The sequence below is a fragment of the Streptomyces sp. NRRL S-920 genome, assembly GCF_000717945.1.
Taxonomy (GTDB): domain Bacteria; phylum Actinomycetota; class Actinomycetes; order Streptomycetales; family Streptomycetaceae; genus Streptomyces; species Streptomyces alboniger.
Genome location: NZ_JODF01000009.1, coordinates 151,928 through 166,107 on the forward strand (window position 1 = coordinate 151,928; position 14,180 = coordinate 166,107).

At 74.1% G+C, this 14,180-nt stretch carries 8 protein-coding genes and 2 pseudogenes; 3 read left to right on the top strand and 7 right to left on the bottom strand.

Translation table 11 applies throughout. The features are described from left to right. Nucleotides 1-197 precede the first annotated feature (197 nt). Nucleotides 198-1,181 (bottom strand): annotated as a pseudogene (locus IG54_RS43745) (acyl-CoA dehydrogenase family protein); the annotation flags it as partial. 372 nt (nucleotides 1,182-1,553) lie between these two features. Further along, nucleotides 1,554-1,727, bottom strand: a pseudogene (locus tag IG54_RS43750) (acyl-CoA dehydrogenase family protein); the annotation flags it as partial. A gap of 109 nt (nucleotides 1,728-1,836) precedes the next feature. Here IG54_RS43750 and IG54_RS0109520 point away from each other — a divergent pair. Further along, on the top strand, nucleotides 1,837-3,498 hold the full coding sequence (locus tag IG54_RS0109520) for an AMP-binding protein (protein WP_051819393.1): 1,662 nt from the start codon (nucleotides 1,837-1,839) through the stop codon (nucleotides 3,496-3,498). Between the two features lie 4 nt (nucleotides 3,499-3,502). Next, nucleotides 3,503-4,321 (top strand): PaaX family transcriptional regulator C-terminal domain-containing protein, encoded by an 819-nt coding sequence (locus IG54_RS0109525; RefSeq protein WP_030779913.1) that lies wholly within the window; start codon nucleotides 3,503-3,505, stop codon nucleotides 4,319-4,321. Nucleotides 4,322-4,335: 14 nt separating this feature from the next. Here the strand turns inward: IG54_RS0109525 and IG54_RS0109530 are convergent, their stop codons facing one another. Continuing rightward, nucleotides 4,336-6,606, bottom strand: coding sequence for a bifunctional salicylyl-CoA 5-hydroxylase/oxidoreductase (locus IG54_RS0109530; protein WP_030779916.1), 2,271 nt, complete (start codon nucleotides 6,604-6,606; stop codon nucleotides 4,336-4,338). Nucleotides 6,607-6,836: 230 nt separating this feature from the next. After that, nucleotides 6,837-7,664 (bottom strand): enoyl-CoA hydratase family protein, encoded by an 828-nt coding sequence (locus tag IG54_RS0109535; RefSeq protein WP_030779919.1) that lies wholly within the window; start codon nucleotides 7,662-7,664, stop codon nucleotides 6,837-6,839. A gap of 210 nt (nucleotides 7,665-7,874) precedes the next feature. Between IG54_RS0109535 and IG54_RS0109540 the strand changes: the two genes are divergently transcribed. Beyond that, nucleotides 7,875-8,321 (top strand): ATP-binding protein, encoded by a 447-nt coding sequence (locus tag IG54_RS0109540; protein ID WP_051819394.1) that lies wholly within the window; start codon nucleotides 7,875-7,877, stop codon nucleotides 8,319-8,321. Here IG54_RS0109540 and IG54_RS39190 read toward each other — a convergent pair. The 3 genes from IG54_RS39190 to IG54_RS0109555 all read right to left on the bottom strand — a co-directional run bounded on the left by IG54_RS39190 (nucleotide 8,314) and on the right by IG54_RS0109555 (nucleotide 14,103). Continuing rightward, nucleotides 8,314-12,270 carry a trypsin-like peptidase domain-containing protein gene (locus IG54_RS39190; protein WP_030779927.1) on the bottom strand — a complete coding sequence of 1,319 codons (3,957 nt, stop codon included), beginning with the start codon at nucleotides 12,268-12,270 and terminating at the stop codon, nucleotides 8,314-8,316. The genes IG54_RS0109540 and IG54_RS39190 overlap by 8 nt on opposite strands. A 16-nt stretch (nucleotides 12,271-12,286) precedes the next feature. Next, the gene (locus tag IG54_RS0109550) at nucleotides 12,287-12,586 is read right to left on the bottom strand and encodes a trypco2 family protein (protein ID WP_030779929.1); all 300 of its coding nucleotides are present in this window, start codon (nucleotides 12,584-12,586) and stop codon (nucleotides 12,287-12,289) included. Between the two features lie 71 nt (nucleotides 12,587-12,657). Continuing rightward, a complete protein-coding gene (locus tag IG54_RS0109555; protein ID WP_030779933.1) occupies nucleotides 12,658-14,103 on the bottom strand; it encodes an amino acid permease in 1,446 nt (481 codons plus the stop codon). Between the last annotated feature and the right edge of the window lie 77 nt (nucleotides 14,104-14,180).

The window sequence follows — 14,180 nt, forward strand, 5'->3', positions numbered from 1 at the left end:
CAGACGTCGGGCGCAGAAGTCGCGAGCAGACGTCGGGAACAGGGCGAGCTTCGCGCCGCGCCCCCTCGGAGGGCGACGCGGTCATCCGTGCCCCGTCAGGAGCGCGGGGGGAACTGCACGACCAGACGCAAGCGACCCGCGGGCCGCGGACCAGCCCCCTCCCCGCCAATCGGCCACTGGCCACCGGCCACCGGCCCTCACCCATACAGCTCCTTCGCGATGATCGTGCGCTGCACCTCGCTCGCCCCCTCATAGATGCGCGGCGCCCGCACCTCGCGATAGAGGTGTTCGAGGAGGTGGCCGCGCTGGAGCGCGCGGGCGCCGTGCAGTTGGACGGCGGCATCGACCACGTACTGCGCGTTCTCCGTCGCGAGCAGCTTCGCCATCGCCGCCCGGCGTGCGATGCCGGGTGCCCCGGCGCCTTCCCTGTCGTACGCGGAAGCCGCCGCGTACACCATGAGGCGGGCCGCCTCCGTGCGCGTGGCCATCTCGGCGATCTGGTGGGCGACGGACTGGAGGTCCTTCAACTTGCCCCCGAACGCATCCCGTTCGGCCGTGTACGCGAGGGTCGCGTCCAGGGCCGCGGCCGCCATGCCGACCGCGAACGCGCCGACGCTCGGCCGGAACCGGTTCAGGGTGGTCATCGCGACCCGGAAGCCGCGGTCGACCTCGCCGAGGACGTCCTCGGGGCCGACCCGAACCCCGTCGAAGGCGAGCGCGCCGATCGGGTGCGGGGAGAGCATGTCGAGGCGGGTGCCGGTCAGGCCCACGCGGTCGGCGGGGACCAGGAAGGCGGTGACGCCACGGGCTCCCGCGCCGGGGGACGTACGGGCGAAGACGGTGTAGAAATCCGCGTCGGGGGCGTTCGAGATCCAGCACTTCTCGCCGGTGAGGCGCCAGCCTTGCGAGCCGGAACGGGTGCCTGGGCCGGACCTGGAGCCGTCCGGTGTCGCCGTGAGGGACAGGGCCGCCGCGTCCGAGCCCGCGCCCGGCTCGGAGAGCGCGAAGGCCGCGATGGCGCGGCCGGCGCGGACGAGGGGGAGCCATCGCTCCCGCTGCGCGGCCGTGCCGTGGGCGTGCACGGGGTAGGCGCCGAGGCCTTGCAGGGCGAGGGCGGTCTCGGCCTCCGTACAGGCGTAGGCGAGCGATTCGCGCATCAGGCAGAGGTCGAGGGCGCCGGTTCCCCGGGCGGGGGGCGCACCGTGGCTGGGGCCGAGGGCGGGCCCCGAGCCCCCGCCGGGCCGGATGGTGGGTGCCGAGCCCCGGCCGGAGCCAACCGCGGCGCCCACAGTCTGACCGGGCTGGACGTCAGGTGCCGAGGCACGACCGGAGTCGGCGACGAGGGACGACCCCTGGCCGGAGGCGACATGAGGTGCCGAGCCCCCGCCCGGGCGGCCAGCAGGCGCCGACCCCTGACCGGCGCCTACCGCCGCGGCCACATCCCGGCCCGAACCGACAACCGACCCCGAGCCCCCACCCAGGCGGCCAGCAGATGCCGACCCCCCTTCCCGCCGGACGGAATCTGTCGAGCCCCGTTCCGAGCCGCCAGCGGGCCCCTCATCGAATAGGCAACCCAGCAACCCCAGTTCCCCCAGCGCCTCGACCAGGGGGCGGTTCACGCGGCCCGGCTCGCCCTTCTCCGCCAGGGGGCGCAGCCGCTCGGCGGCGAGTGTGCGCAGCTCCGCGCACCACGCGGTTTGTTCAGGGTCGAGCGAGAAAGCCGTCATCCCGGGCCCCTCCTTTATCGCGCACCGTTGACTGTCGTCACCATCACGATACGCTCGTGGGGCGAGCCCACCACAGCGCCCGACCCGCAGGCAAGGGGGCAGAGCCGCCATGGAATCCAACGGCATCCCAGGGCTGACACCATCCGGCCACACCGACACCTTCGCCCGCGATCACCTTCCTCCGCGCGAGCAGTGGCCCGTGCTCGTCCACGACCGCCCCGAGCTGCACTACCCCGCCCGGCTCAACTGCGGCGCGGAACTCCTCGACCGGACGGTGGAGCGGTTCGGTGCCGCGCGGCCCGTCTTCCACGCCGCGTCCGGTGAGACCTGGACGTACGGCGATCTGCGCGGCCACGTCGACCGGATCGCGTGGGTACTGACCTCCGACCTCGACGTGCGGCCCGGCCAGCGCGTACTGCTGCGCGGGCCCACCACACCGTGGCTCGCGGCCTGTTGGCTTGCCGTGATGAAGGCGGGCGCGGTCGCCGTGACGGTCCTCGCCCAGCAGCGCGCGCAGGAGCTGGCCACCATGTGCGAGATCGCCGAGGTGCGGCACGCGCTGTGTGACATCCGGTCGGTCGACGACCTGATCAAGGCCGGGGTGCCGGGGCTGAGCGTCACCACGTACGGCGGCGAGGGCCCCGACGATCTGCTGGCGCGCGCGGCCGCCGGGCGGCCCGAGCGCTACGAGGCGGTGGACACGGCGGCCGACGACGTCGCTCTCATCGCCTTCACGTCCGGTACGACGGGCCGCCCCAAGGGGTGCATGCACTTCCACCGCGACGTGCTCGCCATCGCCGACACCTTCGCCCGGCACGTCCTCAAACCGGTCCCTGATGATGTGTTCGCCGGGAGCCCGCCGCTCGGATTCACGTTCGGGCTCGGCGGGCTCGTCATCTTCCCGCTGCGCTTCGGCGCGTCATCGGTCCTGCTCGAACAGGCGGCGCCCAAGCAGCTCCTGCCCGCCATCGGGCGGCACCGCATCTCGGTGCTGTTCACCGCGCCGACCGCGTACCGCACGATGCTGGACCGGCTCGACGGGCACGACATCTCCTCGCTGCGCCGCTGCGTCTCGGCGGGCGAGAACCTCCCCGCGGCCACCTGGCAGGCCTGGCACCGGCGGACCGGGCACCGCATCATCAACGGCATCGGCGCGACGGAACTGCTGCACATCTTCATCTCCGCCGCCGACGAGGCGATCCGTCCGGGCACCACGGGCCGCCCCGTGCCGGGCTGGCACGCGCGCGTGGTGGACGATTCCGGGGCCCCGGTGCCGGACGGCGAGCCCGGACTGCTCGCGGTGCGCGGGCCCGTCGGCTGCCGCTATCTCGCCGACGAGCGCCAGCTCCAGTACGTACGCCACGGCTGGAACGTCACCGGCGACACGTATGTCCGCGACGCCGACGGCTACTTCCGCTATGTCGCCCGCGCCGACGACATGATCATCTCGGCCGGGTACAACATCGCGGGCCCCGAGGTGGAGGAGGCGCTGCTGCGCCATCCGGATGTCGCGGAGACCGCGGTCGTGGGGCGCCCCGACGAGCTGCGCGGGCAGGTGGTCGTGGCGTACGTGGTGCCGCGCGAGGGCGCGCCGCGGGACGCGGACCGGCTCCGCGACTTCGTGAAGGCGGAGCTGGTCCCCTACAAGTGCCCCCGCGAGATCGTCTTCCTGGACGCGCTGCCGAGGACGGCGACCGGGAAGCTCCAGAGGTTCCGGCTGCGTACGCCGCCCTCCGCGCGGTCCTCGGCGGAGCCGGGGCCCGTAGAGTGATCACGTGTCCGAGCAGCACACTCCACGGTCCCTGATCGTCACCTTCTACGGCGCCTACGGCCGGGCCGCACCCGGCCCGGTCCCGGTGGCCGAGCTGGTGCGCCTCCTCGCGCCGGCCGGCGTCGACGCGCCCTCGGTGCGTTCGTCGGTGTCACGGCTCAAGCGGCGCGGCCTCCTCGTGCCCGCGCGCACGGAGGCGGGCGCGGCGGGCTACGCCCTCTCCCCGGACGCCCGTCAACTGCTGGACGACGGCGACCGCCGCATCTACGGCACCACGGCCGGGGCGCGGGAGGGCGGCTGGGTCCTCGCCGTCTTCTCGGTGCCCGAGGCGGAGCGGCACAAGCGGCACGTGCTGCGCTCCCGTCTCGCGGGCCTCGGCTTCGGCACGGCGGCGCCGGGCGTCTGGATCGCCCCCGCGCACCTCTACGAGGAGACCCGGCACACCCTGGAGCGCCTCCAACTGTCCTCGTACGTGGATCTGTTCCGCGGCGAGCACCTGGGCTTCGCCGCCACGGCGGAGGCGGTGGCCCGCTGGTGGGACCTCGCCGCGCTGGCCAAGCAGCACGAGGCGTTCCTGGACCGCCACGAGCCCGTCCTGCGCTCCTGGCAGGCGCGCGGGGACGCTCCCCCGGCGCCCGATGAGGCCTACCGCGACTACCTCCTGGCCCTGGACTCCTGGCGCCAACTCCCTTACGCGGACCCGGGCCTGCCCGCGGATCTCCTCCCGCGGAACTGGCCCGGCGCGCGGTCGGCGGCGGTGTTCGCGGCGCTGGACGGCCTGCTGCGGCAGGCGGGGGCGCGGTTCGTGTCGCCCGATGACTAGTGCCTGACGCGCCATCACCTACCTAGCGACAGGCGGGGTTTCGGGGCGTCCGTGCGGCCCGTCTGGGGGCGGCGGCTGCCCGCGCGGTACTGGAGGGGCCAGGGGGCGCCCGGGCCCTGGTAGCCCTGCTCGGCTGCCGCGTGCAGGGTCCAGTGGGGGTCGTAGAGGTGGGGGCGGGCCAGGGCGCAGAGGTCCGTACGGCCCGCGAGGAGCAGGGAGTTGACGTCGTCCCAGGAGGAGATGGCGCCCACTGTGAGGACGGGGATGCCTGTTTCGTTGCGGATGCGGTCGGCGTACGGCGTCTGGTAGGAGCGGCCGTACGCGGGGCGTTCGTCGGAGACGACCTGGCCCGTCGACACGTCGATGGCGTCGGCGCCGTGCGCGGCGAAGGCGCGGGCGATCTCGACGGCGTCCTCGGCCGTGGTGCCGCCGTCGGCCCAGTCGGTGGCCGAGATGCGGACCGTCATGGGTTTCTCTTCCGGCCACACCTCTCGTACCGCGTCGAAGACTTCGAGGGGGAAGCGGAGTCGGGCGGTGAGGGTGCCGCCGTACGCGTCCGTGCGGTGGTTGGTGAGGGGGGAGAGGAATCCTGACAGCAAGTAGCCGTGGGCGCAGTGGAGTTCGAGGAGGTCGAAGCCCGCGTGGTCGGCGCGGCGGGCCGCCGCGACGAACTGTTCGCGGATCTCTGTCAGACCGGCGCGGGAGAGTTCGCGCGGGATCTGGCTCTCGGGCTTGTACGGGAGCGGGGAGGGCGCGCTGAGCGGCCAGTTGCCGTCGGGCAGCGGGTCGTCGATGCCGTCCCACATGAGTTTCGTGGAGCCTTTGCGGCCCGAGTGGCCCAGCTGTACGCCGACGGCCGTGCCGGGCGCCCGGGCGTGCACGAAGTCGGTGATCCTGCGCCAGGCCGCGGCCTGTTCGGCGGTGTAGAGGCCGGTGCAACCCGGTGTGATGCGGCCGCGCTCGCTGACGCACACCATCTCGGTCATGACCAGGCCCGCGCCGCCGAGCGCCCTGGCGCCCAGGTGGACGAGGTGGAAGTCGCCGGGGACGCCGTCCTCGGCGGAGTACATGTCCATCGGGGAGACCACGACGCGGTTGCGCAGGGTGAGGCCGCGCAGGGTGAAGGGCGTGAACATGGGGGGCGTACCGTCCCGGCAGCCGAACTCGTCCTCCACGGAACGGGTGAAGTGCGCGTCGCGCAGGCGGAGGTTGTCGTGGGTGACGCGGCGGCTGCGGGTGAGGAGGTTGAACGCGAACTGGCGCGGCGGCTGGTCGAGGTAGTCGGGCAGCCGCTCGAACCACTCCAGGCTGGCGCGGGCCGCTCGCTGCGTGGACTCGACGACGGGGCGGCGTTCCGTCTCGTACGCCTGGAGGGCGCTCGGGATGTCCGGCTGCTCCTGGAGGCAGGCCGCGAGCGCCAGGGCGTCCTCGACGGCGAGCTTGGTGCCGGAGCCGATGGAGAAGTGGGCGGTGTGCGCGGCGTCGCCGAGCAGGACCGTGTTGCCGTGGGACCAGCGGGAGTTGACGACCGTACGGAAGTTGATCCAGGCGGATTTGTTGCCGCGCAGGGGGCGGCCGCCGAGCGCCTCTGTGAAGATCTTGGCGCAGCGGGCGGTGGACTCGCGCTCGTCCAGTCCGTCGAAGCCGGCCGCTTCCCAGACCTCCTCGCGCATCTCGACGATGACGGTGGACGCGCCGGAACCGGAGGCGGAGAAGGGGTAGCCGTGCAGCTGCATCACGCCGTGCTCGGTCTCGGCGATCTCGAAGCGGAAGGCGTCGAAGGCGAAGTCGGCGGCCAGCCAGATGTACCGGCAGCGGTGTGTGGTGACGCTCGGGCCGAAGGCTTCGGCGTGCGCCTCGCGGGTGAGGCTGTGCACGCCGTCGGCGGCGACGACCAGGTCGTAGGCGGTGGCGAGGGTGGCGGCGGGCGGCGCCTGCGTGCGGAAGCGGAGCTGGACGCCGAGGTCGCGGCAGCGCGCGTGCAGGATCTCCAGGAGCCTGCGCCGCCCGAGCGCGGCGAAGCCGTGGCCGCCGGAGGTGTGGCGCCGGTCGCGGTGCACGATGTCGATGTCGTCCCAGCGTACGAACTCGGCCTGGAGGGCGTCGTACACGGCCGGGTCGGCGTGCTCGATGCCGCCCAGCGTCTCGTCCGAGAGGACGACGCCGAAGCCGAAGGTGTCGTCGGGCGCGTTGCGCTCCCATACGGTCACCTCGCGGGCGGGGTCGAGCCGCTTGAGCAGCGCGGCGGCGTAGAGGCCGCCGGGGCCGCCGCCTATGACGGCGATGCGGTGCGCCTCGGGCGGCGTGGACGGCTTGGGCGCCGGGGTGGCGCCGGGGGCCTGGCTGGCGCCCTGTGCCTTCGGAGAGTGGGGGGTCTCGGCCGCGGTGGGCGGGAGGAGTGGGGCCGGTCCGGCGCCCGTCCCCGGCGCGTTTGCTGCGTACTGCTTGCCCGCCACAGCGCACTCCGAGAGTGACCCGGATCCGGTAGGCACCGCCCCGGCGGGCGCCCCCGCCCTCACCGGCCCCGCCACTTCGGCGGGCGCTTCTCCGTGAACGAGGCGTGGAACTCGGCGTAGTCCTCGCCGTTCATGAGCAGTGCCTGGGTCGCCGCGTCCAGTTCCACCGACGCCGCCAGGGGCATGTCCAGTTCGGAGGTGAGCAGCGCCTTGGTCTGGGCGTACGCGAGGGCCGGGCCGTCGGCGAGGCGGCGGGCCAGGGTGCGGGCGGCCTCCGCGGCCTTGCCCTCGTCCGTCAACTCACTGATCAGGCCGATCCGTTCGGCCTCCGCGGCGCGCACCGCGTCGCCCAGCATCAGCAGCCGCGTGGCGTGGCCGAGGCCGACGACGCGGGGCAGGAGGTAGGCGGCGCCCATGTCGCCTCCGGAGAGCCCCACGCGGGTGAAGAGGAAGGAGAAGCGGGCGCTCGGGTCCGCGACGCGGAAGTCCGCGGCGAGGGCGAGCACGGCGCCCGCGCCCGCGGCCACTCCGTGCACGGCGGCGATCACCGGGAAGGGGCACTCCCTGATGGCCCGGACGACCTGCCCCGTCATGCGGTTGAAGTCGAGGAGCTGGGCGGTGTCCATGGCGAGCGTCGCGCCGATGATCTCGTCGACGTCCCCGCCCGAGCAGAATCCGCGCCCCTCGCCGCCGAGCACCAGGGCGCGTACGGACTTGTCGCGGGACAGCTCGGCGAGGAGGTCGCGCAGGTCGGCGTAGGCGCCGAAGGTGAGGGCGTTGAGCTTGTCGGGGCGGGCGAGGGTGACCGTGGCGACCCCGTCGTCGACGGCGAGGCGCAGATGCCGCCAGTCGGGGGTGCGGGAAGCGGAGCCGGTGAAGGGACTCATCAGGTGCGGCCTCCTGGGCCTCGGGGCTGCGTCGCTCCCTTCGAAGCTATCAGCTGTTCGTGACTGTCGTCACGAGTACGCGATACACGCGGTACATCACCCCGGGCCGGACGTCCCCCGCACGCCCGACCGTCGTCCCTGTCGACATAGCGCTTAAGATTCGTACGGTTGAAAGCAGGATCGCCTGCTGCTCTGAACGGACCCCCCGCCTTGCACGAGCCCGCCTCCCCCGCCTCCTGGCGCATCGCGCTGCCGCACACCACGGCAGCCGTGCCCGTCGCGCGCGCCCTGGTCCGTACCGCGCTGACCGACATCGAGTCGTCCGCCGACACCGACACCGCGGAACTGCTCACCGCGGAACTGGTCGCCAACGCCGTCGAGCACACCAGGGGGCAGGACCCGATAGAGCTGGTGATCGAGCTGCTGCCCACCGGCTGCCAGGTCGAGGTGCACGACTCCAGCCCGCTGCCGCCCGGCGATCTCACCGCCCCCTGCCCGCCCGAGGAGCCCGACCCCTGGCAGGAGCACGGCCGAGGTCTCCTCCTGATCCGCACCCTCAGCTCGTCGTGCGGGCACCGGCCCACCGAGTCCGGCAAGGCGGTGTGGTTCACGCTCCCCACCCGCGGGTGCGCGGGCGGCGGGCCCGGGGTCAGCTGAGCCGGCGGAGCACGGCCGCGCCGATACGGCGGACCGCCGCCGGATCCAGCAGGGCGAGCGCGGGCAGTGCCCGCCACCAGTCCTCACGTACCAGCAGCTCACGGATCAGACGCTCGGCGCCCGCGCTGTCCACCGCCCGGGGCCGGTCCGTGTAGGAGTCCAGGACCAGCAGGCGGCGCAGGAGCGACGGTCCGGCGGCGACCGAGCCGCCCAGCGAGTGCCACTCCCTGCCGCCGCCCAGGAGGGCCAGGGCCGCCGCGGCCAGAAACGGCCCCGTCGACCGCTCCGGCACCACGCACTCGCGCTCGGCCTCGGGGATGCCCAGCAGGAACTCCGTCATCGCCCAGAGGGCCCCGGCCTCCGCGTGCTCCGGGCTCTCCGAACACGCGTCCCTGCGCCGCCACCGCTTGAGCAGCCCGACCGCCTCGTCGGGGTCGGTGGCCGCCAGCGCGAGGACGGCCGACGCCCGTTCGAACGGCGAGCCCAGCCAGCGCGTGGCCGACGCCCTCGGCATCAGCGCCTGCGCACCCGTCGACGTACCGGCCACGGACCGTACCCGGGCCGCGATCCAAAAGCGCACCGCGTCCGGCTGCCCCCAGAGCGTCGCCGCGAGCCCCGCCCACCACGCGGACGAGGAGACCTCCGGGCGCGGGTCACCGTCGTTGGCCTCGGCGCGCGCCCGTTCCGCGTACCGCGCCCGGCGCGGATCACCCGGCGGGAGCTGCCGGATCAGCGAGGCGAAGCAGGAGGCGGCCTCCGCACCCTCGCGCTTCCCGGCGAGGACGGCGGCGTCATCCACTCCCTTCGCCCGGGCCAGTACGTCCAGATAGTCACAAAAGCGCGTGAACGCGCCCGGCGACAGCCCCAGTCCCGCCCGGCGCATCATCCGCCTCACCTCGGCTCCCCCCTCGGCACGCCAGAGCAGGATCATCAGCCACCGCGACTGGGCCGGCAGATGGTAGCGGGAGAGTCGGCCGGCCAGGTCCGCGTCCCCGGCGAGCGCGAGGGCCTCGGGAAGCACCGGGAACAGCGGAAGCAGCGCGGCGTGATCGCTGTCGGAGCCGCGGGAGCGCTCCGCGAGCGCCCTGGCCAGGGCGGCCGCCTCCTCGGGGGCGGTGGCGGCGAGGCTCAGGGCGATGGCGGCTTCCACCTCCGCGGCCTGCGTGGCGTTCAGCGCGGACGCGGCCTGCCGGGCCTCGGCGGTCCGGCCCGCCAGTGCGAGCGTTTGCCCCAGAATGCCGCGCATCTCGGCGCTGAAGAGGGGCAGGGCGACCTCGGCTCCTTCCTCGGCGGCCGCGCCGAGCGCGAAGATGCCTCCGGTCTCCTCGCCGGTGGCCTGGCGGACGTGTGCGAGGGCGGGTTGGACGTCTGCGCCGAGGGGGGTGCGCAGGCGGACCCGGCGCACGATTCCGCGCGCGCGTTCCGGCTCGGCCCGTGCGAGCAGAACGGCCAGGCAGGCCAGGGAGTGCCTGGCGCGTCGGTAGGGCACCTGTTCCGCCGCCCGCAGAAGCCGCTCGCTGCGCGCCGGTGACTCCTCGCGGACCGCGAGCGCCGCGCAGCCGAGGAGCAGGGCCCGGTCGGGCCGCGCGCGGTCGGGCCGCGCCCGCAGGCGCTCCGCCGACCCCTCGGCCACGTCGGCCAGTTCCGTCACGCCCATGAGCGTGCCCGCGCGGGCACGCTCGGCCAGGGTGCGCAGCACGAGGGCCCGCTCCCAGCCGTCCGGGGGCCGCAGCGCCTCGGCCAGGGCGGCGTGCGGCTCCCCCGCCCTGATGAGCCCGGTCACCCGGTCCACGCAGAACCCGACGTGTTCGTACGCGTAGACCTCCGCGCCGCCGACCCGCCGCAGCGCCAGGCTCTCGGTCTCCGCGGCCACGCTCCGGGCGAGGCGCGGGTCGGGCACCGCCGCGTGGGCCACCATCCGGGCCAGGGCGCGCTGCCGGGCCTGAGGGTCGATGAGGGAGCGGGCCATGCCCTCCGCCTGGGCCCGCCGCCCGAGCGCCGCCCACACGGCGGGCAGGTACTCCGGCAGGACGCCGCCCCTGTGCCCCAACCGGTCGTTCAGGAGCGCGAGTTCTCCGACGGTCCCGAGGTCGCCGCCCGGCGTCGCGGCGAGCCGTCTGCGGGCCGCCTGAACGTCGGCGCGGGCGACGGCATCGCTCCCGGTGACGGCGAGGAGCCTCTCGTGGCGGAGCGGGTCGGTGATCGTGGCGAGGTGGCGCACCAGGTCGTCGCCGGACGCGAGGAGCCTGCCGTACGTGTGCAGGAGGTATCCCGGCGTGCCGTCGGGCCAGCCCCGCTCGCGGTACTCGTCGGCCCAGGCGTGGATGCGGGCGCGGTACCCCGCGAGGGCCGGGCCGAGCGCCTCCGCGGCCTGTTCGTGCAGGGTCTCGTGAGCGAAGAGGTACCCCTTCTCCTCCTCCAGGTCCCAGCGCGTACGGGTCTCCAGGCTGCGGCCGAACATGCTGGAGAGCCGGGCCTCCAGCTCGTAGGGCATCAGCCCCGTCAGCTCCACGAGGTCGCGGAGGGTGAGACCGCCCTGCGCGGCGGTGACCAGACCGAGGAGGTCCACCTGCGCACGGTCGCCGCGCAGCGCCTCGTGCAGCTCGCGCTTGGCCTCCTCCCAGGTGTGCCGGGCGAAGTCGTTCGCGTCGAGCCGCCTGCGGGGGCAGTGCCGCAGCGGGTGGTCGCCCGGCACGTCCAGGGGCACGCCCGGGTGCGGGCGGCTGGTCACGAGGACGCGGACGTTGGCGGGCGGGCGGGGCGGCAGCAGGGCCGCGATGCTGGGGCGGGGGCTGCCGGGGCCCGCGCCGCGGTCCTCGTCGAGGCCGTCGACGACGAGGAGCAGCGTCTCGTCCCGCTCGGCGAGGCGTTCGGCGGCCCGCTCCAGGAGGAGCCGGCGCAGTGGGTCGCGGCCGGCGGGCACCGCCTCGGCGCCCGCGATGCCGGCGAGGGGCGCGAGCTGGGCGATCAGGGCGTCGGTGAAGGCGTCGCTGTCGGCCTGTTCGGCCCAGCGGGCGGTGACGAAGAACGACACCGTGCGGACGCCCGCGGGCGGGTGCAGGACGAAGGTCGAGGCGAGGGCCGTCTTGCCGCTCCAGGGCAGGGCCTGCCACCACTGGTAGGGCTCGTCGCGCCCCGCGCAGAAGGTGACGAGTTCCTCGATCTCCGCCTCCCTGGCGACGAGCCGGGGCGGCGCGATGTCGCGCACCTGCCGCACATGCGCGCTCTGGGCGAGTGCGCCGCCGTCCAGGGGCAGTACGTCGCGCAGGTCGCCGCCGGGGCCGACGCGTACGCCGATCAGGGCCTCCAGAGCGGCCTGTTCAGCGGCGTCGAGCCGCTCGTGCCAGCGGTCGACGCGGAGCACGGCGAGGCTGCCGAGGCCGTCCGAGCGGTGGTGTCTGGCGACGATGCCGACGAGCCGTTCACCGCTGAAGACGGGGGCGCCGGACATCCCCTCCCAGGGCGAGCGGTCCGGGTCGGGGTCCCGGTCCGGGGGCGGGACGCGCAGGTCGAGGGTGCCCTCGCGGCGGTTGCCGAGGACGGCGGTGGAGCCCTGTGCGTGGCAGGAGTCGCGGTAGGCGAGGGCGGCGCCCGTCGGGTCGGTACGCAGCTTGTGGCGGGGGAATCCGAGGGTCGTACAGCGCAGGACGGCGTCGCGTTCGCCGATGCCGCCGAGGAGGAGGGGGCCGTCCGCCTTCTCCCCCGCCACCGTGAGCAGGGCCGCGTCGGTGTCGGCGTGGGACCAGGCGAGGGCTGCCCGGTGGGTGCGCTCGCCCGGCCGGTCGGCGTCGAAGCGGACGTCCACGGTCCGGGCGCCGCGTACGACGTGTTCGGCGGTGAGGACCAGGCCGTCGCGGATGAGGCAGCCGGTGCCGCGGCGCCGCTCGCCGTGCCCGCTCGTCACGATGATCTCGGCGACCCGCCGGACGTCGAGACCGGGTGTGCTCACCGCTCCCCCGCGCCGGTCAGCGCTCGCGCTCCGCCTCGCGGCCCGCGATCTCGGGCGGCCCGGACTGTCCGGTGATCTTCGGGTGCAGCGTGAGGGAGATGCGGTGGGTCTCACCGCGGGCGATCCGGGCGTCCGCGCCCGCGTCGAGCACCCAGAAGCGGATCTTGGCGTCGGCTCCGCCCGAGCGTTCGACGGCGACGGACGCCTCGACCTCGACGGGCCCCAGTTCGAACCGCAGCCGGTGCCCGGCGCCCGCCGTCATGGCCTCGTCCAGTTCCCGCCTCAACTCGGCGATGACTTCGGAGAGTTCAATCACGGCCGCCCCCTCGCTCCCGTGCCGCCCGGCCCCCGTGCCCCGCGGCCTCCCGGGCCGTCGGCCGGATCAGCTTACTGGGCGGGCCCCCCGTTCAGGGCCTGATCGGCTGCCTTCGCCAGACGGGAGCCGCGTCGCCCGTACAGCGCGTACACGACGGCGCCGACCGCCAGGAAGACGGCGAACTGCACCCACGTCGACCAGCCCGTGCCCCAGATCAGATAGAGGCAGAAGCCCACGCCGAGGAGGGGGCTCACGGGGTAGAACGGCACCCGGAAGGTGCGCCGCAGGCCGGGGTGCGAGCGCCGCAGGGCGAGCACCGCGATGTTCACCACGGCCATGATGGCGAGCGTGCCGATGGTGGTCAGGCCGACCACCACGTCGAGCGAGGAGAAGGCCGCGGGGACGGCGACGACGGCCGCGACGATCCAGGTGTTGGCGACGGGCGTCGAGGTCCGCGGCGAGACGCGTTCGAAGACACGCGGCATGAGGCCGTCGCGGGACATCGACATCAGGATGCGGGTCTGGCCGTACATCACGGCGAGGACGACGGACGCGATGGCGACGACCGCGCCGAAGGCGATGATGCCGCCGCCGACGGTCGACCCCGTGACCTCGTTGACGACGAGTGAGAGCGCGGCGGGCTTGTCCGCCACGGCGTCCGAGCCGAGCGCGCCGATGGCCGCGAGCGCCACCGCGACGTACAGCAGGGTGACCACGCCGATGCAGATCATGATCGCGAGCGGAATGTTGCGCCGCGGGTCCTTGACCTCCTCGCCGGCCGTGGTGACGGCGTCGAAGCCGATGAAGGAGAAGAAGGCGAGCGAGGCGCCCGCGGTGATGCCGGAGACGCCCGCACCCGCGAACGGCGTGAGGTTGCCGTCCTCGAACGCGGTGAACGCGATGGCCAGGAAGAGCAGCAGGATGCCGATCTTCAGCACCGCCATGGCGGCCGTGGCACCGGCGCTCTCGCGGATGCCGCGCACCAGGAGGACGGCGGCGAGCAGGATGACGACGACGGCGGGGAGGTTCACCGCGCCGCCCTCACCGGGGCCCGCGGACAGGGCGGCGGGCAGCTCCCAGCCGGTGAGACTGTTCAGGAGTTCGTTGAGGTACTGGCTCCAGCCGACGGCGACCGCCGAGACCGAGACGCCGTACTCCAGGAACAGGCACCAGCCCACGAGGAACGCGACGCGCTCGCCGAGGGAGGCGTACGCGAACGAGTACGAGCTGCCCGACACCGGGATCGCGCCCCCCAGCTCGGCGAACGAGAACGCGGTGAAGATGCAGGTGACCGCGGCGAGAACGAACGAGACGGCGACGGCGGGACCCGCCTCGGCCACCGAGTCGGACAGTCCGACGAAGATGCCGGTGCCGACGATGGCGCCGACGCCGAAGCACACGAGCTGGAAGAGCCCCATGGTCCGTTGGAGGCCGTGCCCCTCGAGGTCCGCGCCGGATTCGGCGACGAGCTGGTCGGGGGACTTGATGCGCAGCCCGTTCGGACTCTTGGGGCTCATGGGGTGGTTCTCGTTTCTGGTGGTGCTTGGGTCACGGGGCTCCACGCGGGCCCCGAATGCGCGCTTTCCGACGTTAC